Below are 20,331 nucleotides of genomic sequence, written 5' to 3' on the forward strand. Positions count from 1 at the left end.
CCGCTTCACTGCCATTCCCGTTCCTCCCCCCCTGCGACGGTCGCCGGCTGCCTGCCCGGTGGAACCGCCGGCGCTCCGCCGCCCGGTGCCGGCGTTGCGGGCCCGCGGACTGGAGGCGCCGGCGACCTTTGCATTACCGGGATAGTACCGGGAATCCCTTCCAGGTGGGCAGCGGGGGCTTCCGGCCAAGTCAGTCCAGGACCAGGCCCTTACCAAGTCCACGGCTGAGGCGCACCGGGCGGATCTCCCCGAAACCGCGGACGTTTTCGGGGGGCTGCGGTGCCAGCACGAACCGTTCGTCGTGTTCCAGGGCTGAAGCCGTCATGTCATCCACCAGCACTGTTCCGGGGTCCGCCAGGGTAGTGAGGCGCGCCGCCAGGTTTACGGTGGGACCGTAGATGTCCCCCAGCCTGGAAAGGATTCGTCCCCACACCATGGCCACGCGTGCCTCCGGAAGGATCTCATCCTCGGTAAAGGCCTGTGCAAGCGCCAGCGAAATCTCGGCGCCTGCTGCCGGGGTTTCGGCGATGTACAGGACTTCGTCACCCACCGTCTTGACCAGGCGGCCGCCGCCCACGGAGATGATTTCGGCACACTTGTTTTCGAAGCGCTGGACCAGCCGGGCCAGGGTTTTTTCGTTCATTCGCCGGGACAGGCTGGTGTAGGAAACCAGGTCGGCGAAGCCAACGGCACGGGCGAGCGGCAGCGGCGCATCGTCTTCGTCGCCTTCGCGGCCCTCTTCGCTGGCCTGCAGGCCCGCTTCGGCACGGACGGCGAGCCGCTGGACGCCTGCGTTCAGCTGGCGCCGCCAGGAGTAAACCAGCACTTCTTCGAGGGCATCCACGAGCGCCGGCAGCTCGTTGACCAGGCGCTTGCGGGCCACGGCGTCGGTGACGCCCTGTTCGTGAACCATGTCCTCCACCAGCGCCTCGATCTGCCAGACCACCATCCGGTCCGTCATTTGGCCGATGGAGCGGGTGACGGAGATGGCTGCTTCCTCAGTCAGCTTGCCCGAGCGGACCAGGTCCACGACGGTGGAGAGCGCAGCCTGGTCGCGTTCGGTAAAGGCAACGTCCTCGTCACCGAAGTTGGGAAATCCCAGGGCCCGCCAGAGTTTGCGGGCAGAGAGCAGGGACAGTCCGGCACCGGCAGCAACTTCACGACGGCGGAGCTTGCGTTCCCCGCCGAGCAGCCTTGCCTCGAGCGCCTTCATGGCAAGTCTGTCGGCGGAGAGGGTTCCGGTGGGGGGATGGTGGCCGTCATGGAGCTGGCCGGCAGGTGGAGTGTCAGGCGAATCACCCGGTAGGGCAGGCGCGGCGACATCGACGCGTTCCTGCTGGTCCTCATCGTTCATCCTGTCCACCTTCTCTCACATCCCATGGCAATGCTCCGGCAGGGTAATCGGTTGTCCCGCCGGGCTGGCCGTCACGTTCATCGGGCAATTCCCCGATCGCATCGAGGATGAAGTCCCGGAACCTGGCAACCTCAGGAACGTCCTGGAAAGTCACCACGCCCTGATACCCGGTTTCCAAGGATATATTCCCGGAGCGCAACAGGCGTTGAAGTACCGACTCGTGGACAGTCAGGTTGCGCACCGAGGCCAGGTTCACCTGCTGGTCCTGCCGCCGCAGCATGCCGGACCTGGACACCAGCCGCCGGCTGGTGAGGATATACCTGGTGCCCTGCCAGCGCAGGAGCCGGGGCAGGCAGTAGCCAGCCCAGACCGCCACGGCTGCGAGGACACAGGCGATCACCAGCCACGGCGTCCATCGGGAAGTAAGGCCGGGAAAGAGACGCGCCGCTTCCCCGCGGATGATCCATGCTGAAGTATAGGCAGCACCCGCGGGTGCCAGAATGAAGGCTGCGGCGGCCCCGGACAGCTTCCTCGGCTGCGGGCGGGTGGTGACGATTACCTGTTCGCCCGGAACGAGGTCTTTACGCATAACCGCCCTGGCCGGAATCCTCCGGAGCAGTCCATGGCCGCAAATGCACCACGTCGCCCGCGGTCACCACATGTTCGCGTGATTCGCGGTCCACCACCAGCAGCGACCCGTAGTCGTCGAGGCGTGAGGCGTGGCCGATGATCTCGTGGTCGCCCGGCAGCTGCGCCCGCACCTGCTTGCCCAGCGTAGCCATGACTGCCTCCACCCGCTTGTGCAGGGAAGCCCCGCCCGCCAGCCCTGCCGCCGGGTCGCCGTCGGCATTGCAGAAGCTGCGGTAGAGCACGGCAAACTGCGACAGGTAGCTTTTCAGCAGCCCGGTCCGGTCTGTGCTGCGAGGGGATTCCAGCACCACTGACGTGGCCGTGGGAACGGGGAGCTCCGATTCCCGCAGGGTGACATTGAGGCCCGTCCCGAGGATGACGGGCGGCGCTGAGCCGTCCACCATTGGACCCAGCTGCGCCAGGATGCCGGCGATTTTCTTCCCGCGGACCAGGACGTCGTTGGGCCATTTCAGCTCGGCAGGGAGGCCGGCGGTTTCCAGCAGGGTCCCGCGCAGTGCCAGGGCTGCGATGAGCGACAGCCAGAAGTAGCTCTGGGTGGGAAGCGGCCTGCCTTCGGCATTGACCGGTTTCAGGACCACCGAAACCGAGATCGAGCTCAGCGGCGGCGCCTCCCAGTGCCTGTCCAGGCGCCCCCTGGCAGCTGTCTGGTACTCGGCGGTGAGCACGGACATGTCCGGCCAGGCGGAGGGCTCCGCCGTCACGGACCGCAGAAGATCCGCGTTCGTGGATCCCGTGGAATCCACCACCTCGAGCCGGGGAATGCCGGCCGCGGACAGGAAGTCCTGGTCCGCGAGTTCCCTCCGGTTCAGAGGCGTGCCGGGGGCATGTGCGTCATCCATACCTAAACTCTACCGACACGGGCCGGGCGTCCCGGCTACAGGAAAATGTCCGGGACCAGGCTCTCCTCGGGCGTCCCCAGGCTGTACGGACGGAAGTCAGTGACTCCCGCTGCCGCGAGCACCTCTTCGTCTGTATAGAAATTGCCGCTGGGCCGGCCGCCGGCCCGCAGATTGCTGCCGGTCAGCACGGCATGGGCAGCGTCCGCCATGATTTGCGGACCACGGGCGGCCTGGACCATCGCCTCGCCTTGGGGCATGTTCCTGATGGCCGCCGTATCGATCAGGGTGCACGGCCAGAGCGAATTGACCCTGATACCGTCCGCCTTGAGCTCCTCGGCAAGTCCCAGGGTAGTAAGGCTCATCCCGTACTTCGCCATGGTGTAGGCGAGGTGTTTTCCGGCCCAGTGCGGATCGAGGTTCAGCGGCGGCGACAGGGTCAGGATGCGGCCCTGGCGCGAGGCCCGCAGCGCCGGCAACGCCAGCTTGGACATCAGGAAGGTGCCCCGGACGTTGATGTCCTGCATCAGGTCGTACTTTTTCATGTCGACGTCGTCCGTGCGGGAGAGGTCGATGGCGGAAGCGTTGTTGACCACGACGTCGATGCCGCCAAAGCGGTCCATCGCCGAAGCCACGGCGCGCGCAACGTCGTCGTCATTCCGGACGTCACCTACGAGGGGTAGAGCCTGCCCGCCCGCTGCCACCAATTCCTCCGCCGCGGCATACACCGTCCCGGCAAGCCTGGGATGCGGCTCCCCCGTCTTGGCCAGCAGCACGATGTTGGCACCGTCCTGTGCTGCCCGCCCGGCGATGGCAAGCCCGATCCCACGGCTGCCGCCGGAGATCAGGAGGGTCTGCCCCCGGAGCGATCCGGCCGCCTGATAGGGGCCTGCGTGGCGCTGGAAAGCGTCATTGCTCGAAGTCATGGGACCACTGTAACCCAATCAAGTTACCCCTCAGTAACATGCCCGTGCCGCTGAGGGCGGCGCAGAAAATTGTAGGTTCCCTACAGCCGTGGGGGCCGGAAGCGTCACTAGACTTGCCAGCAGGGTTCGTCCTTTGTGTGGAAGCTACTTAAACCCCACAGCACAGCCCGCGAGCGCCAGCACCACGAATCAATCTGCTACAGAGCCGGAGATACTTGATGAGCCACGATCTGACAACGACAGCGGGAAAGATCGCCGACTTCCGCGACCGCCAGGCACGTGCCGAACAGCCCTCCGGCCCAGAAGCAATCGAAAAGCAGCATGCGCGCGGCAAGAACACCGCACGGGAGCGCATTGGCCTGCTGCTGGATGAAGACTCGTTCGTCGAATTCGACGCCCTTGCCGTGCACCGCTCCACCGCATTCGGCATGGAAAAGAAGAAGCCGCTCGGGGACGGCCTGGTGTCGGGCTACGGCACGGTGGATGGCCGGCTGGTGGCCGTTTACAGCCAGGACTTCACGGTATACGGCGGCTCCCTCAGCCAGGTCAACGGCGAGAAGATCGTCAAGGTCCAGGAATTCGCACTGCGCAATGGGTGCCCGGTGGTGGGCATCCTGGATGGCGGCGGCGCCCGCATCCAGGAGGGTGTAGCGTCGCTGGCCATGTTCGCCGATATCTTCCGCAACAATGTCCATGCCTCGGGTGTGGTGCCGCAGATCTCCCTGATCATGGGCCCCTCCGCCGGCGGTGCCGCCTACTCCCCCGCACTCACGGACTATGTGGTGATGGTGGACAAGACCTCCCACATGTTCATCACCGGACCGGATGTCATCAAGACCGTCACGGGCGAGGACGTGGATATGGAAACCCTGGGCGGTGCCCGCCAGCACAATGCCACCACGGGTACCTCCACCTACCTCGCCTCGGACGAAGCGGACGCCATCGAGTTCGTCCGCGAACTGCTGGATTTCCTCCCCTCCAACAACCTTTCCGAAGCGCCCGTCCTTGAGCACACGCAGGTGCTGGAGCTCGACGACGACGACCTCGCCCTGGACGCACTCATCCCCGATTCCGCCAACCAGCCCTATGACATGCGCACCGTCGTCGAGCAGATCGTCGACGACGGACACTTCCTGGAGATGCAGGCGCTGTACGCCCCGAACGTGATGATCGGCTACGGCCGGGTGGAAGGCCACACCGTGGGCATCGTTGCCAACCAGCCGCTGCAGTTCGCAGGCACGCTGGATATCGCAGCCTCGGAGAAGGCCGCCCGGTTTGTCCGGCACTGCGACGCCTTCAACATCCCCATCATCACCCTGGTGGACGTTCCCGGCTTCCTGCCGGGCAAGGACCAGGAGTTCCAGGGCATCATCCGCCGCGGTGCGAAACTCCTCTACGCCTACGCAGAAGCAACCGTGCCCAAGTTGACCGTCATCACCCGCAAGGCCTATGGCGGTGCGTATATCGTGATGGGCTCCAAGAAGCTGGGCGCCGACCTGAACCTGGCCTGGCCCACCGCCCAGATTGGTGTCATGGGCGCTCAGGGCGCCGTCAACATCCTCTACCGCCGGGACCTTGCGGCAGTGGCCGAAGCCGGGGGCGACATAGAGGCCCGCCGCGCCGAAGTCATCCGGCAGTATGAAGAGGAGCTCCTGAACCCCTACCAGGCGGCCGAGCTCGGTTACGTGGACGCCGTGATCGCCCCGTCCGAGACCCGGATGCAGATCATCAAGGGCCTGCGTGCCCTGCGGGACAAGCGCGCGAGCCTGCCCGCCAAGAAGCATGGAAACATTCCGCTGTGATCCCCAACGAACCTGCTGACGGGAACCAGCCAGCCGCTGAACCGCTGCTCTCTGTGGTGAAAGGACAGCCCACTGCCGAGGAGCTCGCGGCCCTGACCGCCGTCGTCCTCTCCCTGGGCGTTGCTGAACCGGCCCGGACGGACAAGCCGCCGGTCCGGCACTGGGTGCGCCGCCAGCAGCTCAGGCTGGAGCCGACACCCGGCCCGGGCGCGTGGAAGCGGAGCCGCGGCTAGGGTGCTCCCCACCGCCTTCTCCAACCTCGCTGCGCTCGGGCAGGGCACCCTCGGCGGCGTGGGCCCATCCGCTCCAACCTCCTTTCTAAAGGCTAAGGGCGCGGTTAGTCTCGTTGAGTGACTACCGACACTGCACCTGCCGCCCGCCCGCACACCCGAATCGACGCCGTCGCAGATGACTACACCGAGACGCTCATCAGGCTCAACCCGTCCTTCGCCACCACCCTTGGCGTCCCCGGACACGAAAGCGAGTACCAGGACTTCTCCCCCGCCGGGATCGCCGAATTCGCGGAAGCTGCCCGGAAGGCCCTGGGGGACCTCGAAGGCCTCGAGCCGGAAGACGACGTCGACGCCGTCACCCTTGACGCCATGCAGGAGCGGCTGAGCCTGCAGCTGCTGATCCACGCCTCGGGCTGGGACTACGCGGACCTCAACAACATTGCCTCCCCGGCCCAGGACATCCGCGCCATCTTCGACCTGATGCCGACCGCGACCGAGCAGGACTGGCTGCATATCGCAGGCCGCGCCCAGAACGTTCCTGCAGCCATCGACGGCTACACCGAATCGCTGCGCCTCGCCAAGGACGCCGGCAGGGTGGCCGCAGTGCGGCAGGTGAAGATCGTTATCGAGCAGGTCACCAAGTACGCCGCGGAGGACGGCTTCTTTGCGAAGCTGGCTGCCGGAGCGTCCACATCCGCCGGGCCATTGCCCGCCGCCGTGCAGCAAAAGCTCGACGGCGGTGCTGCCGCCGCCCGATTGGCCTACGCCGGGCTGGCCGAATTCCTCCGCACAGAGCTGCTCCCCGCGGCGCCGGAAAAGGACGCCGTGGGCCGGGCCCGTTACGCGCTGGCCTCCCGTTCCTTCCTGGGCGCCACTGTAGACCTGGAGGAAACCTATGCCTGGGGCGTGGAGGAACTCGACCGGATCATCGCCCAGCAGGAACAGGTGGCGGATGCCATCAAGGCCGGCGCCAGCATCGCCGAAGCCAAGGACATCCTGAACAACGATCCCGCCCGCCAGCTGAAAGGGAAGGAAGCCCTGCGGGAATGGATGCAGGAACTCTCCGACAAAGCCGTGGCTGAACTGGCCGGCGTCCACTTCGACATCCCGGACGTCATGAAGAAGCTGGAATGCCTCATCGCCCCCACTGACGAGGGCGGCATCTACTACACAGGACCCTCCGACGACTTCAGCCGGCCCGGCCGCATGTGGTGGTCCGTCCCCGCAGGGGAAGACACCTTCACCACCTGGGCCGAAACCACTACCGTCTACCACGAGGGCGTCCCCGGGCACCACCTCCAGGTGGCCACAGCCACCTACCGGCGCGAACTGCTCAACAAGTGGCGGCGCAACGTCTGCTGGACCTCCGGCCACGGCGAAGGCTGGGCCCTGTACGCCGAAAAGCTGATGCAGGAACTGGGCTACCTGAACGACCCCGGCGACCACATGGGCATGCTGGACATGCAGCGGATGCGTGCCGCCCGCGTGGTGTTCGATATCGGCATGCACCTTGAACTGGACGTCCCCGAACGCTGGGGCACCGGCACCTGGACTGCAGACAAGGGCTACGAATTCCTCAAGGAGAACCTGCCCATCAGCGAAGGCCAGCTGAACTTCGAGTTCACCCGCTACCTGGGCTGGCCCGGCCAGGCACCCTCCTACAAAGTGGGGCAGCGCCTCTGGGAACAGATCCGCGCCGAACTCGAAGCCCGCCCCGGGTTCGACCTTAAGGAGTTCCATACAAGGGCCCTGAACATCGGCTCTGTTGGACTGGACACGCTCCGGCGGGCGCTGCTTACCTAGCCCTCGCCTTCGGTGCGGGAGGACAACATCCTCTGCATGCTGCTCCTTCCTCGCGGGCCCACGCCGGCACGGTTCCCTGGCCGAGCTTGCGAGGCTAGGCAGCCGGTGGGGAGCATGCTTCCGGATGCCGCCCTCCCACCCCTTGTAGCGAGACATTAAGCACACCTTGGCCGGGAATAAGTAACATAACGGGCTGACACCCTTGATTTTCCGGGGTTTTGGCGCTTTGAGTGGAACCTTGGGCCCGTAATGTTTCTCAATGTTCGTTCGCCGTGGTATTGGGTGGAGGTCTAGCTTGTTCTGGTGAGCACTCAGACAAGCACCCCCTCCCCCGCAGGGAAGACCGGTTTCCAGCTGCCCAAGTGGGCTGGCTCCTTCGGCTTCCAGATCATTGCCGCCCTTATCGTCGGGCTGGGCCTCGGCCTGTTGGCCAAGTACACCGGCAGCACCAAGGCCAGCCCCAACGGCCTTGGCGCCACGCTGCAGACCATCGGCTCCAGCTATGTGTCACTGCTGCAGACCGCCGTCGTCCCCCTGATCTTCACCGCTGTCGTCAGTTCCATCTCCAACCTTCGCCAGGTGTCCAACGCCGCGAAGCTTGCATGGAACACCCTGCTGTGGTTCGCCATCACCTCACTGATCGCCGTCCTGATCGGCATCGGTTTGGGCGTCCTCCTGCAGCCCGGTTCCAACACCGGCATCACCGGGGAAGCCAAGTACTCCGGCAAGTCCGGTGACTGGTGGGCGTTCCTGGTGGGACTGTTCCCCAAGAACTTCCTGGGTTTGGGTGCCAGCTCCACCGTCGCTGAGTCCGGTGCCGTCACCACGTCCGTCAGCTTCAACGTCCTGCAGATCCTGGTGATCGCCATCGCCGTCGGCGTCGCTGCCCTCAAGGTGGGCAAGGCCGCTGAACCCTTCCTGAACCTCAACGCCTCGGCCCTGGCCGTAATCCAGAAGGTCCTCTGGTGGATCATCCGCATCGCACCGCTGGGCACCGTTGGCCTCATCGGCAACGCCGTCGCCGTCTACGGCTGGGACACCATCGGCTCCCTCGGCAAGTTCACCTTTGCCATCTACGTTGGCCTGGCACTGGTGCTCTTCGCGGTCTACCCCATCCTGGTCCGCACCCACGGCCTGTCCGTCAAGCAGTACTTCTCCGGCGTGTGGCCCGCCGTCCAGCTGGCCTTCGTCTCCCGCTCCTCCGTTGGCACGCTGCCCCTCACCCAGCGGGTCACTGAGCGCAGCCTCGGCGTCCCCCGCGCCTACGCTTCCTTCGCCGTTCCGCTGGGCGCCACCACCAAGATGGACGGCTGCGCCGCCATCTACCCCGCAATCTCCGCGATCTTCGTTGCCCAGTTCTTCGGTATCCAGCTGGATTTCAGCCAGTACCTGCTGATCGCCCTGGTTTCCGTCCTTGGTTCCGCCGCAACCGCCGGAACCACCGGCGCCGTGGTGATGCTCACCCTGACGCTGTCCACGCTGGGACTGCCCCTGGCCGGCGTCGGACTCCTCCTGGCCATCGACCCGATCCTGGACATGGGCCGCACAGCCGTGAACGTGGCCGGCCAGGCCCTGGTCCCCACCATCGTGGCCAAGCGCCAGGGGATCCTGGACGAGCAGCTGTACAACGCCGCCCGGAACGGCACGCCGTTTGTTGACGAAACGGTCGACGCCGAGCCTGCCGCTTCCACCGATGGAATCACTACGGACACCGCTCCGCGCGACCTCGCAGGTTCCAAGGCCTAGCGGCCAGTTGCCCACCCTGAGCAGAAGAAGAAGTCCCCGGTTGCACTTGAACTGCTCCCCGGAAGTTGGACTGAGAAATTCAGTTCCGACTTCCGGGGAGCAGTTTTTTGCATGCACGTAGTTCGTTGTCAGAGGATCAGCGCGAGGCCGCTGTAGCGTGGTTTGAGAAGGGCATCGCAGATACGGCGACAGCCGGTTTGCTGGGAGTCTCTCGCGGGCCGGTAAAGCTTCTCTATCGGCGGTGGAAGATCCATGGTCGAGGAGCGTTGGTGGCCAAACCGACAAGGCATGCGTACTCGTTCGAATTCAAGCTTGCATTGGTCGAACGGTTCATCGCGGGTGAGACTGCCCCTGATCTTGCGGCAGAGGCGGGTTTGTCCTCTCCGGGGTTACTGAAAACGTGGGCCCGTGCGTACCGTCGCGAGGGAGCGGACGCGTTGCGCCCGAAGCCTAAAGGCAGGCCCCAGGCTCCGCCGGCCGCGCAGCACGCAGAAGTATCCGAACTGGAGCGGTTGCGGCGGGAGAACGAGCGGCTCCGGGCGGAAGTGGCTTACCTGGGAAAATTGCGGGCCTTGAGGGCGCAGGAACGACGGTGAAGGTCCAGGCCATCATCGCCCTCAAGGCTGACTTTCCGCTGCCGGTTCTGCTTCAGGTCTCCGGCTTGGCCGGGTCGACTTTCTTCTATCACCAGGCCCGTCTCCGGAATCCCGACCCCCAAGAGGCGATCAAGGCCGCGGTCACGGAAATTTTCAACAAGAATCATGGCCGCTACGGGCATCGGCGCATCCATACCGAGATGGTCAAGCACGGGTGGACTGCCGCAAAGAAGACCGTGCTGAAGCTCATGCGTTCCCTGGGGCTCGTCTGCAAAGTACGGCGGAAGAAGCGTTATAACTCCTACCAAGGCGGTCAGGGCGGGGTTGCCCCGAACGTGCTCAACAGGGAGTTCGAGGCGGATGCGCCGAACCGGAAGCGGGTAACGGATGTGACCGAATTGAGCGTTGGCGACCGAAAGCTCTACCTCTCGCCAATCATGGATCTCTTCGACCGGCAGGTCATCTCCTACTCCATTGGAATGTCACCGAATCTGGAGCTCGTCAACACTTCGCTGCGTCAGGCCCTTGCACGTCTTGAGCAAGGCCAGCAGCCGCTTGTGCACTCAGAACAGGGATTCCAGTACCAGCACGTGTCCTGGCGCAATCTGCTGCAGGACGCCGGCGCGGTCCAGTCGATGTCCCGTAAGGGCAACTGCTACGACAACGCCGTGATGGAGAACTTTTTCGGCCACCTCAAGGAAGAACTGTTCCACCGGGTCCGGTTCCTCAACGCTGAAGCACTGGAAGCGGCCCTGCACGAGTACGTCCACTGGTACAACAACGAAAGAATCTCAACAAAGCTCGAGGGCCTGAGCCCGGTGCAATACCGTGCCCAGGCCCTCGCGGCTTAGGATTTTATTTGGCCAGTCCAACTTTCGGGGAGCAGTTCAAAATCTCCCGGGGACTTCTTTCGTTTCAGACGCCGTCGGTGCCGGAGGCCTCAGCGCCAGGCACTTCAGTGGCAGCCGCCGCCAACCACTCCGTTTTCTGACGCCTTGGTGACGGCGTCAGAAACAGCCTGTGACAGCTTCCCGTCCGTTACCTCCTGGTCCAGCCGCGTCTTCAGCTCTGCAGCCTTCTCTGCCTGCCTTTCACTGCGGAGCTCCTCCAGCGCGGCGGTGACCTTGCACTCTTCAATGCCCAGTGATTCAGCCAGCGACCTGGCCAGGGCGGCGTCACGGGTGGCAGTGCCGGGCTTCTCCCCATCTGCCGGTGCGATGCTCGGTCGGATTGCCTCCCGGAAGGCCTGGAACGCATCCGCCACCTTGGCTTCATCCACGCCCAGTTACGGCGCTGGCCCTGGCTGCCGGAATCGGCGTTGCCGGGAGCCTGTTCAGAACCTTTCATTCTGCTGCGAACCAAGTTGCGCAGTGCAAACTTGCACGTAGTGTAAAAAAATGACCGCACCATCATCGACCGCTGACACTGCCACGGTCCCGTCCCGCCGCGAGCTGAATAAAGCCGCCACCCGCCAGGCCATTACGGATGCAGCCTTGGCCCTCCTGCGAACCAAGGGCCCCGGTAATTTCACGGCTGAGGAGATCGCCGACTCGGCCGGGATTTCGCGCCGGACGTTCTTCAACTACTTCAGCAGCACCGATGCCGCGCTGGCGTCCGTCGTCCACACGTTCCTGCACAACGCCATCCAACAGCTGAGGCTGCGGCCGGCGGAAGAACCTGTCCTGGAATCAGCCCAGGCGGCCCTGATGGCCCTTGCGGACCCCAAGGCAGTGGCACCGCTGGCGGAACTGTTTACCCTGACCCAGCACAGCCCGCTCATGGCGAATACAGAACTCCAGGCGTGGGACCACTGCCGGGAGCAGGTTTTTGCCGTGGCCCGGGAACGCGTGGCCGTAACGCCTGGCGGGGAGGACGAACTGTACGTCCACGCGCTGGCCGGCTCCGTCATCTCATGCGGCAAGGCAGCCATGGAGGTGTGGTTCAGCCGCCGGGGTGCTGACCTCTCACCGGAATCCCTCGCCGAGCTCCGGCAATTGCTCATCGACGCCATGGCCCTGCTCGGTGCCGGCTTCAACTCCCGCAGCCACACCATGGGCCCGGAGCGGTACACCCCGGCGCCGGCCAGCCCGGCTTCCTAAACTCCCGTTCCTCCTGATCAGATCGGTTTCCTTACATGGCTTTGTTCCTTTATCGCCTGGGCAAGTTCTCCTACCGCCGGCACTGGCTGGTGATCTCACTGTGGCTTGCCGCCCTGGTGGCCGTGGGCGGTTCGGCCGCCGCGTTCCACGGCACCCTGTCCAACAACTTCCAGATTCCCGGCACCGAGACGCAGCGGATTGCCGACAAGCTGAAGGAAGAGCTCCCCTCCGCCTCAGGGGGCACGGCGACGATCGTCTTCGAGGCACCCGACGGCGGCTTCACTGCCGAGAGCCGGACCGCCGTCACAGATGCGCTGAAGAAACTCGAGTCGGTGCCGGATGTGCGCGGCACCGTGGATCCTTTCGCCACGCAGGCCCAGGTGGACCAGGCAAGACGAGCCATCAGCGACGGCGAGCAGCAGCTTGCGGCGGGACAGGCACAGCTGGATGCCTCCCGCGGCGAGCTTGAAGCCGGCAAGGCGCAGCTCGCAGCAGCAGAACAGCAGCTGGCTGCAGCCGGTGCCCCTGCCGCCCTTACCGAGGCCCAGCTCGGCCAGCAGAAGGCCGCACTCGCAGATGGCGAGGCCCGCCTGCAGGCCGGAGCGAGTGAATTGGAGGCCAGCAAGGCAAAGCTTGATCTCGGCAAGCGCCAGGCGGAGGCGTCATCCGCCATCCGCTTCGTGTGGGAGGATGGCCGGGCCGCCGTGGCCCAGGTCCAGTTCGATACGTCCACCAACGGCCTGAGCCCGGAGGTCCGCCAGCAGGTCCAGGACATCGCGCACGAAACCTCCGCTGCGGGCGTCACCGCCTACGCCAGCAAGGAGATCACCGAGGACATTTCCGAACTCTTCGGTGCGGCCGAGATCATCGGCATCACCGTCGCGGCCCTGGTCCTGATCCTCATGCTGGGAACCCTCATCGCCGCCGGGCTTCCGCTGCTGATGGCCATCGTTGGAGTGGGGGTCGGCGTCGGCATCACCTTCGCCCTGTCCGGCCTCTTCGACATGAGCTCCATCTCCCCCATGCTGGCCCTCATGCTGGGCCTGGCCGTGGGCATCGACTACTCACTTTTCATCGTCAACCGGCACCGGACCCAGCTGCTCGCCGGAACGGAGCCTGAGGAGTCGGTGGCCCGAGCCACCGGAACGTCCGGCAACGCCGTTGTTTTCGCCGGCCTCACCGTGATCATCGCCCTTGCCGCCCTGGTGGTGCCCGGACTGCCGTTCCTGACGGTCATGGGCCTGGCCGCGGCCGGAACCGTGGCAGTGGCAGTGCTGGTGGCCATCACCCTTACCCCTGCCATGCTTTCCCTGATTGGGCGGCGCATCATCTCCCGGCGGGCCTGGGCCAAAGCCCAAGCGCACAATGCTGAACCGGGCCATGGAGTCGAGGATGAGGCCAAGGACCGCGAGCGCAGCACCCACGGCTGGGGCGGCCTGGTCACCCGGCACCCCGTGCTGGCCCTCCTGGCCGGCGTCCTCCTGCTGGGCACCCTGGCCCTGCCTGCCACCCAACTGCAGCTTGCCCTGCCCGATGGCGGATCGGAGCCGGTGGAATCCGAGGCCTATCAGGCATACGACCTGACCGCCCGCAGCTTCGGTGAAGGCGTCACCGGCCCCATCGTGGCCGTCGGCGAGTTGCCCGCAGGCCTGGACGAGGCCCAGGCGCAGTCCCTGCAGTACGACGTCGCCGGCGAACTCCGTGCCGTGGACAACGTTGTGGCAGCACTGCCCGTCGCCCTGAGCGAGGACCGCCGGACCGCGGTGTTCCAGGTCATCCCCAAGGAAGGCCCGGCCAGCGCCAGCACCGTTCAGGTGGTTTCCGAACTGCGCGGCCTGAACGACGAGGTCCAGTCCGAATACGACGTGACTCTGGGCCTGACCGGGCAGACCGCCGGAAACATCGATGTCTCCACCAAGCTCGGTGACGCCTTGCCGCCGTACCTGGCCATCGTCGTCGGACTCTCCCTGGTCCTGCTGCTGCTGGTGTTCCGCTCCATCGTGGTGCCGCTGCTCGCCACCGGCGGGTTCCTGCTCTCCCTCGCCGCCGCCTTCGGCGCCGTGGTGGCCGTCTACCAGTGGGGCTGGCTGGGCAGCGTCTTCGACGTGGCCAACCCGGGCGCGGTGCTGAGCTTCCTGCCCATCATCCTGATCGGTGTGCTGTTCGGCCTGGCCATGGACTACCAGGTGTTCATCGCCTCCGGCATGCGCGAGGCCTATATGCACGGTTCCACTGCCAAGGAGGCGGTCCGGGTGGGCTTCAGCCACGCAGCTGCCGTGGTGACGGCCGCAGCCATCATCATGGTCAGTGTGTTCGCCGGCTTCATCTTCAGCCATCTCACGATGGTCCGGCCGCTGGGCTTCGCGATGGCATTTGGGGTGCTTTTGGACGCGTTCGTGGTCCGCATGACCATCGTCCCGGCCGTGATGTACCTGCTCGGCGAAAAGTCCTGGTGGCTGCCGCGCTGGCTGGACCGGATCCTGCCGGACGTGGATGTGGAGGGCGCCAAGCTCAGCCGGCCCGAAGCAGCCCCGGCGGCGGGGGAACTGGTCCACTGAGTTTGTCGGACCGGCGCCGGTCTTCCTGGCCCGCGCCGGTCCACTAGGCTGGAGCCGTGGTCCGCCTGATTCTCGCTTCCCAGTCCCCCGCCCGCACCAAGCTGCTGGCGGAGGCCGGCATCCGGCACTCGGTGCTGGTCTCCGACGTGGACGAGGACGCCGTCCAGGCACGGTACGGCGTGACCGATCCCCACGACACTGCCTTGCTGCTGGCCAGGGCGAAAGCCGAGGCGGTAGCGGCGCTCCCGGAAGCGGAGGGCGCATTGGTCCTTGGATGCGACTCGGTGTTCGAGTTCGACGGCGAGGCCCACGGCAAGCCCTACACGGCCGCCGTCGCGCGGGAACGGATGCTGCGGATGAGCGGCAACTCCGGTGTGCTGCACACGGGGCATTGGCTGGTGGATTGCCGGGACACGGATCCCGACGACGGCGGGGAGCCCGGCACGGGTGCCACCTTGGGGACCGTGGCCTCGGCCGAAGTCACCTTCCTGGAGATGGAGCCGGCAGAGATCGATGCTTACATCGCTACCGGTGAGCCGCTGCAGTGCGCCGGGTCCTTCACCATCGACGGCCTGGGCGGCGCCTTCATCCGCAAGGTAGACGGCGACCCGCACACTGTTGTCGGGCTTTCGGTCTCCACGCTCCGCGACCTGCTGGCCTCCGCAAACGTCCGCATCACCGACCTGTGGTCCGCCTGACGCCCTGCATGCCCTGCCTGCCTGCGAAGGCAAAAGCGCCGCATTTGGCGTCGTCTTGTAGCTTCCCTACAAAGCCTGACCGGTTTACGCGCGGATTCCGCAAGTAATATCGGCGGAACCCTCAAAACCGCGCTAGGCTCCCTGAAGGAAAGAAGGAGACGCCTTGTCAGCAAATTTGGAGCAGTCCGCAGGAACCACGCAGTCGACCCTCACAAAGGTGCTGATCGCAAACCGCGGTGAAATCGCCGTCCGCATCATCCGCGCAGCCCGTGACGAAGGCCTCGCCTCCGTGGCCGTCTACGCCGAACCGGACCGGGATGCCCTGCACGTCCGCCTCGCCGACGAGGCCTACGCCCTGGGCGGGAACACCGCGGCCGAGTCCTACCTGGTGATGGATAAGATCATCGCCGCAGCCCTACAGTCAGGCGCCGACGCCATCCACCCCGGCTACGGCTTCCTCGCCGAAAACGCCCAGTTTGCCGCGCGCGTCATCGAGGCCGGCATCACCTGGATCGGCCCGTCCCCGGAGGCCATCTCCGCCCTGGGCGACAAGGTCCAGGCCCGGCACATTGCCGAGAAGGTAGGCGCTCCGCTGGTCCCCGGCACGGCCGATCCCGTGGAGTCCGCCGGGGAAATCCTCGATTTCGTGGACCGGCACGGCCTTCCGGTGGCCATCAAGGCGGCCTTCGGCGGCGGCGGCCGGGGCATCAAGGTCGCCCGCACCCGGGAAGAGATCCCCGAGCTCTACGAATCAGCCGTCCGTGAGGCCACCGCCGCATTCGGCCGCGGAGAATGCTTCATCGAGCGCTTCCTGGACGCCCCGCGGCACGTGGAAACCCAGTGCCTGGCGGACGCCCACGGCAATGTGGTGGTCGTCTCCACCCGTGACTGCTCACTCCAGCGCCGCAACCAGAAACTGGTGGAGGAGGCACCGGCCCCGTTCCTCACCGAAGACCAGAACCGGCGCCTCTATGAGTCCTCCAAGGCCATCCTTAAGGAAGCCGGCTACCTGGGTGCCGGCACCTGCGAGTTCCTGGTTGGCAAGGACGGCACCATCTCCTTCCTGGAAGTCAATACCCGGCTCCAGGTGGAGCACTGCGTTTCCGAGGAAGTCACGGGCATCGACCTGGTGCGCGAGCAGTTCCGACTGGCCCGCGGAGAAGAACTCGGCTACGGCGATCCTGAGGTGCGCGGCCACTCCTTCGAGTTCCGCATCACCGGCGAGGACCCGGGCCGGAACTTCATGCCCGCCCCCGGCACCATCCGGGTCCTGAAGAACCCCACCGGCCCCGGCGTCCGCATCGATTCAGGCATTGAACAGGGCGACGAGATCAGCGGCAACTTCGACTCGATGCTCTCCAAGCTGATTGTGACGGGAGCCAGCCGGCCCCAGGCACTGCAGCGTGCACGCCGCGCCCTGGAGGAGATGGTGGTGGAAGGAATTCCGACCGTCATCCCGTTCGACCTTGCCGTGGTTTCGGATCCCGCCTTCGCCCCGGCCGAGGGTCCGTTCTCGGTCCACACCCGCTGGATTGAAACCGAATTCGTCAACAACCTTCCCGCCTGGACGCCCGACGGCGCTGCCGCTACAGACGGTGCCGCGGAGGAGCGCCAGCGCGTGGTGGTCGAAGTGGGCGGCAAGCGGCTCGAGGTGGTCCTGCCCGCGTCCCTGGGTTCCGTGGGAGCCGGCGGGGCAGCATCTGCAGCGAAACCTGCGAAATCCAAGAAGCGTGCACGCTCCGGCGGTCCGGCCACTGTCACCGGCAATGCCCTGACCTCCCCCATGCAGGGCACCATCGTCAAGGTCGCCGTCACCAATGGCGACGTGGTGGCCGAGGGCGACCTGGTGGTGGTCCTGGAGGCGATGAAGATGGAACAGCCTCTCACCGCGCACCGTTCCGGCACCATCATCGGGCTCGAAGCGTCCTCCGGCGAAACGGTGTCCGCGGGTGCCATCATCGCCATGATCGAAGACTAGAAAGCCCCGGAGGCACCCATGCTCGCACCCAGCTTCCAGGAAGAAGTGGACCGCTACCACCTGGCCGTCCCGGATATCACCCAAGGCAACCCCGCGCCCGTCAAGGAGCTCTATTCCCGCCTCGACGATGTGACCCTGGCCAACCCGTTCGGTGGGATTGCCCGCGGCTGGGCCCAGGTGGAAGCCCGGCTGGACCAGGCAGCCCGGCAGTTCCAGGACGGCGAGATGCTCGGGTTCGAGACCATCACCTCCTACACGGCCCGCGACACCGCCTACCTCGTGGAGACCGAACACTTCCGGGCACGCCTTGACGGGGGCGCCGTGGAGGAGTTCGCGCTGAGGGTGACCAGCATCTTCCGGCGCGAGGAAGGCTACTGGAAGCTCGTACACCGCCACGCCGATCCGGCAGCCCGGCCGCAGTCCCGCCGCTCGCTGACGCAGCCGGCGGGCTAGCTGACAGGCCGGGTCCCAACCGGCACACTTAGCGCATGAAGCCTTTCCTGCTCCTGGCGTCAAGGGCCGAGGACGCTGCCGCCGAGGATGAGTATGCCGCGTACCTCCGGTATGGCGGTCTGCAGCCGCGGGAGCTGTTGAGGGTCCGGCTGGAGGCTGCCCCGCTGCCCGCACTGGACCTCTCGGACTACTCGGGCGTGATCGTGGGCGGAAGCCCGTTCACATCCAGTGACCCGCCGGAGAAGAAGTCCCCCGTCCAGCACCGCGTGGAACGGGAACTCTCAGGGCTCCTTGATGAGCTGGTGGCCCGGGACTTCCCTTTCCTGGGTGCCTGCTACGGAGTGGGCACCCTCGGCGCCCACCAGGGCGCCGTCATTGACAGGAGCTATGGGGAACCTCTGGGCGGCGTGGAGATCGAACTGACGGAGGCCGGGCTCGAAGACCCACTGCTCGAGGGCCTCCCCCGGACTTTCACCGCCTTCACCGGCCACAAGGAGGCGTGCACCGTTCTGCCGTCGCACGCCGTCCTGCTGGCCCGTTCCACGGCCTGCCCGGTCCATATGTTCCGGATCCGGGAAAACCTCTATGCCACGCAGTTCCATCCGGAACTGGATGCGGACGGTCTTTGCACCCGTATCGACATCTACCGGCACGCCGGCTACTTCCCGCCGGAGTCGGCCGAAGAACTGATGGAGAGCGCCCGGCAGTTCACTGCCATCGAACCCATGAAAATCCTCCGGAACTTCGTGGCCCGCTACGCCCGCTGAGGCAGCCACGCCATACCCAGCGCACCGCCGTCGTGCCTTCCCGCCCGGTTACTCCGGCCGGAAAGCCAAATGCCCGGCGCACTCCCCAAAAACTCGGGGGGAACGCCGGGCATTTCAGCCACAAACCGGACTGGAAGGCACAGGCTCCGCTGCTACGCCACGTTGTTTTCGTAGTCCAGGTCGCGGGTTTCCTTGCTCACGAACAGGGCGATGAGCGTCAGGACAGCCATGGAGGTCAGGTAGATTCCCACCAGCACGGGGCTGCCGTCGGCCATCTCCCAGAGCGCCACCGCGATGAACGGGGCCACCGCCGCGCCCAGGATGCTGGAGAAGTTGTAGCTAACGGCTGAACCGGTGTACCTGACGTTCGTCGGGAAGAGCTCCGGCAGCAGCGCACCCATCGGGCCGAAGGTGAGGCCCATCAGGGAGAAGCCGATGACCAGCAACGCCATGGTGCCAATGAAGCCGCCGCTGAACAGCGGAACGAAGAGCAGGCCGAACACGAAGATGCCGCCGGTCACTGCAAGGAGCATCTTGCGGCGGCCGTACTTCTCCGCCAGCGGCCCGGAGACGAGGGTGAAGATACCGAAGAAGACGACGCCGGCAATCAGCATCCACAGGAAGTCGTTGCGGGTGTAGCCCAGGCCGGGAACGAACGCTGCAGCGGCTGCTTCCGTCATCGGCTTGCCGGCCTTCTCGGCGGCGGCACGGGCAGCCTCGAGGCTTGCGGGACGGGTGCCGTAGGTCAGGGTGAACGTGGTCATCAGGTAGAAGAGCACGTAGGTGGCCAGCATGATGAACGTGCCCAGGATCAGCTGGCGCCAGCTGGTCTTGAAGACGCGGCCCAGGGGCAGCTTGGCCACCTCATTGGATTCGATCACCTTGGTGAAGGCGGGGGTTTCGATCAGCTTCAGGCGGACGTAGAGGCCGATGATCACCATGACGGCGCTGAGCAGGAACGGCACGCGCCAGCCCCAGGCCATGAAGTCAGCCGGGGACAGGGCGTAGCTGAAGACCAGGAAGATCACGTTGGCGATGATGAAGCCGATGGGTGCACCGAGCTGCGGGAAGGTGCCGTAGATGGCGCGCTTGTTGGCCGGCGCGTTCTCGGTGGCCAGCAGGGCAGCCCCGCTCCATTCGCCACCCAGCGCCAGGCCCTGGGCGAAGCGCATGACCACCAGCAGTGCCGGCGCCCAGAAGGCCCAGCCCGGAACCAGCGCGGTGGGCAGGCAGCCGATAAGGAAGGTGGCAATACCCATGGTCAGCAGGGACGCCACCAGGGTGCCCTTGCGGCCGAACTTGTCGCCGAAGTGGCCGAAGACGATCGAGCCGAGCGGGCGGGCGATGAAGGCCACGCCGAAGACTGCGAAGGAGCTCAGGAGCTGGGTGGTTTCGTTCTGGCTGGGGAAGAACAGCTGCGGGAAGACCAGCACTGCTGCGGTGGCGTAGACGTAGAAGTCGTAGAACTCAACCGTGGTGCCGATAAGGCTGGCTACGATCACGCGGCCCCGGGAGTTCACCGGCTGCGGCGATCCGGGCACCGTGGAGGTATCGGTGGATGACATATAAACGCTTTCGTGAGAGCCGTCCGGAGGCAGCAGATGCGCTCCGGCTCGAAATAGTTAGAGTTCAATATTAGTTCCAGCGGTCCAGTCAATGGACGAAAGGTCCAGGATGCGGACATGTGCGCTCCGTCTCATTTTTCGGTACCTGACGGCGCCTCACGTCCTCCCGGGAGCTCCGATAGGCAAATGTCACAGCTCGTTAACAAACATCGTCTGTCTGCGAAACGCGGCGTCCCTACCTTGGAAGGACAACATCCCCCCGAAGG

At 65.6% G+C, this 20,331-nt stretch carries 17 protein-coding genes and 1 pseudogene; 12 read left to right on the forward strand and 6 right to left on the reverse strand.

Features of this window, described 5'->3' with window-relative positions; all coding sequences use genetic code 11:
- Window positions 1–190 precede the first annotated feature (190 nt).
- The 4 genes from FDW81_RS06720 to FDW81_RS06735 are packed head-to-tail and all read right to left on the reverse strand — an operon-like array spanning window position 191 to window position 3,767.
- The gene (locus FDW81_RS06720) at window positions 191–1,354 is read right to left on the reverse strand and encodes an adenylate/guanylate cyclase domain-containing protein (protein WP_138133364.1); all 1,164 of its coding nucleotides are present in this window, start codon (window positions 1,352–1,354) and stop codon (window positions 191–193) included.
- Entirely contained in the window at window positions 1,344–1,943 is a 600-nt protein-coding gene (locus FDW81_RS06725; protein ID WP_138133365.1) for a PH domain-containing protein, read from the reverse strand. Before FDW81_RS06725 ends, FDW81_RS06720 begins: the two co-directional genes overlap by 11 nt.
- The gene (locus FDW81_RS06730) at window positions 1,936–2,844 is read right to left on the reverse strand and encodes a biotin--[acetyl-CoA-carboxylase] ligase (protein WP_138133366.1); all 909 of its coding nucleotides are present in this window, start codon (window positions 2,842–2,844) and stop codon (window positions 1,936–1,938) included. The genes FDW81_RS06725 and FDW81_RS06730 overlap by 8 nt, the downstream gene beginning before the upstream one ends.
- A gap of 35 nt (window positions 2,845–2,879) precedes the next feature.
- The gene (locus FDW81_RS06735) at window positions 2,880–3,767 is read right to left on the reverse strand and encodes an NAD(P)-dependent oxidoreductase (RefSeq protein ID WP_138133367.1); all 888 of its coding nucleotides are present in this window, start codon (window positions 3,765–3,767) and stop codon (window positions 2,880–2,882) included.
- 218 nt (window positions 3,768–3,985) lie between these two features.
- On the opposite strand from FDW81_RS06735, the gene FDW81_RS06740 reads away from it, so the two are divergent.
- The 6 genes from FDW81_RS06740 to FDW81_RS06760 all read left to right on the forward strand — a co-directional run bounded on the left by FDW81_RS06740 (window position 3,986) and on the right by FDW81_RS06760 (window position 10,798).
- Window positions 3,986–5,569, forward strand: a complete 1,584-nt coding sequence (locus FDW81_RS06740) for an acyl-CoA carboxylase subunit beta (protein WP_138133368.1) — start codon at window positions 3,986–3,988, stop codon at window positions 5,567–5,569.
- Window positions 5,566–5,802 carry an acyl-CoA carboxylase subunit epsilon gene (locus tag FDW81_RS06745; protein WP_138133369.1) on the forward strand — a complete coding sequence of 79 codons (237 nt, stop codon included), beginning with the start codon at window positions 5,566–5,568 and terminating at the stop codon, window positions 5,800–5,802. The genes FDW81_RS06740 and FDW81_RS06745 overlap by 4 nt, the downstream gene beginning before the upstream one ends.
- A gap of 117 nt (window positions 5,803–5,919) precedes the next feature.
- Window positions 5,920–7,605: a DUF885 domain-containing protein gene (locus tag FDW81_RS06750; RefSeq protein ID WP_138133370.1), complete on the forward strand. Its 1,686-nt coding sequence runs from the start codon at window positions 5,920–5,922 to the stop codon at window positions 7,603–7,605.
- A gap of 303 nt (window positions 7,606–7,908) precedes the next feature.
- Complete coding sequence (locus tag FDW81_RS06755; RefSeq protein ID WP_138133371.1) at window positions 7,909–9,351, forward strand: dicarboxylate/amino acid:cation symporter; 1,443 nt, start codon at window positions 7,909–7,911, stop codon at window positions 9,349–9,351.
- A gap of 269 nt (window positions 9,352–9,620) precedes the next feature.
- Complete coding sequence (locus tag FDW81_RS18695) at window positions 9,621–9,947, forward strand: helix-turn-helix domain-containing protein (protein ID WP_370278806.1); 327 nt, start codon at window positions 9,621–9,623, stop codon at window positions 9,945–9,947.
- Entirely contained in the window at window positions 9,944–10,798 is an 855-nt protein-coding gene (locus FDW81_RS06760) for an IS3 family transposase (protein WP_240720012.1), read from the forward strand. The genes FDW81_RS18695 and FDW81_RS06760 overlap by 4 nt, the downstream gene beginning before the upstream one ends.
- A 104-nt stretch (window positions 10,799–10,902) precedes the next feature.
- Here the strand turns inward: FDW81_RS06760 and FDW81_RS06765 are convergent.
- Window positions 10,903–11,232, reverse strand: a pseudogene (locus tag FDW81_RS06765) (hypothetical protein); the annotation flags it as partial.
- A gap of 112 nt (window positions 11,233–11,344) precedes the next feature.
- Here FDW81_RS06765 and FDW81_RS06770 point away from each other — a divergent pair.
- The 6 genes from FDW81_RS06770 (at window position 11,345) to FDW81_RS06795 (ending at window position 18,500) form a co-directional block, all read left to right on the forward strand.
- Window positions 11,345–12,046, forward strand: coding sequence for a TetR/AcrR family transcriptional regulator (locus FDW81_RS06770; protein ID WP_138133372.1), 702 nt, complete (start codon window positions 11,345–11,347; stop codon window positions 12,044–12,046).
- Window positions 12,047–12,081: 35 nt separating this feature from the next.
- On the forward strand, window positions 12,082–14,604 hold the full coding sequence (locus FDW81_RS06775) for an MMPL family transporter (protein WP_138133373.1): 2,523 nt from the start codon (window positions 12,082–12,084) through the stop codon (window positions 14,602–14,604).
- A gap of 56 nt (window positions 14,605–14,660) precedes the next feature.
- Window positions 14,661–15,302, forward strand: coding sequence for a nucleoside triphosphate pyrophosphatase (locus FDW81_RS06780; protein WP_138133374.1), 642 nt, complete (start codon window positions 14,661–14,663; stop codon window positions 15,300–15,302).
- A gap of 163 nt (window positions 15,303–15,465) precedes the next feature.
- Window positions 15,466–17,280, forward strand: coding sequence for a biotin carboxylase N-terminal domain-containing protein (locus FDW81_RS06785; protein WP_138133375.1), 1,815 nt, complete (start codon window positions 15,466–15,468; stop codon window positions 17,278–17,280).
- A gap of 18 nt (window positions 17,281–17,298) precedes the next feature.
- A complete protein-coding gene (locus FDW81_RS06790) occupies window positions 17,299–17,733 on the forward strand; it encodes a nuclear transport factor 2 family protein (RefSeq protein ID WP_138133376.1) in 435 nt (144 codons plus the stop codon).
- Window positions 17,734–17,768: 35 nt separating this feature from the next.
- Window positions 17,769–18,500 (forward strand): glutamine amidotransferase, encoded by a 732-nt coding sequence (locus FDW81_RS06795; RefSeq protein WP_138133377.1) that lies wholly within the window; start codon window positions 17,769–17,771, stop codon window positions 18,498–18,500.
- A 152-nt stretch (window positions 18,501–18,652) separates the two neighbouring features.
- Here FDW81_RS06795 and FDW81_RS06800 read toward each other — a convergent pair whose 3' ends face one another.
- Window positions 18,653–20,065, reverse strand: a complete 1,413-nt coding sequence (locus tag FDW81_RS06800; RefSeq protein WP_138133378.1) for an MFS transporter — start codon at window positions 20,063–20,065, stop codon at window positions 18,653–18,655.
- Between the last annotated feature and the right edge of the window lie 266 nt (window positions 20,066–20,331).

The sequence above is a fragment of the Pseudarthrobacter sp. NamB4 genome, from assembly GCF_005796185.1.
In the GTDB taxonomy this organism is placed as follows: domain Bacteria; phylum Actinomycetota; class Actinomycetes; order Actinomycetales; family Micrococcaceae; genus Arthrobacter.

Bases quoted from the DNA above. Each gene is read 5' to 3' on its own strand.
- FDW81_RS06720 (WP_138133364.1), bottom strand. From the start codon at position 1,354: ATGAACGATGAGGACCAGCAGGAACGCGTCGATGTCGCCGCGCCTGCC.
- FDW81_RS06735 (WP_138133367.1), bottom strand. From the start codon at position 3,767: ATGACTTCGAGCAATGACGCTTTCCAGCGCCACGCAGGCCCCTATCAG.
- FDW81_RS06800 (WP_138133378.1), bottom strand. From the start codon at position 20,065: ATGTCATCCACCGATACCTCCACGGTGCCCGGATCGCCGCAGCCGGTG.
- FDW81_RS06795 (WP_138133377.1), top strand. From the start codon at position 17,769: ATGAAGCCTTTCCTGCTCCTGGCGTCAAGGGCCGAGGACGCTGCCGCC.
- FDW81_RS06725 (WP_138133365.1), bottom strand. From the start codon at position 1,943: ATGCGTAAAGACCTCGTTCCGGGCGAACAGGTAATCGTCACCACCCGC.
- FDW81_RS06770 (WP_138133372.1), top strand. From the start codon at position 11,345: ATGACCGCACCATCATCGACCGCTGACACTGCCACGGTCCCGTCCCGC.
- FDW81_RS06730 (WP_138133366.1), bottom strand. From the start codon at position 2,844: ATGGATGACGCACATGCCCCCGGCACGCCTCTGAACCGGAGGGAACTC.
- FDW81_RS06790 (WP_138133376.1), top strand. From the start codon at position 17,299: ATGCTCGCACCCAGCTTCCAGGAAGAAGTGGACCGCTACCACCTGGCC.
- FDW81_RS06775 (WP_138133373.1), top strand. From the start codon at position 12,082: ATGGCTTTGTTCCTTTATCGCCTGGGCAAGTTCTCCTACCGCCGGCAC.
- FDW81_RS06740 (WP_138133368.1), top strand. From the start codon at position 3,986: ATGAGCCACGATCTGACAACGACAGCGGGAAAGATCGCCGACTTCCGC.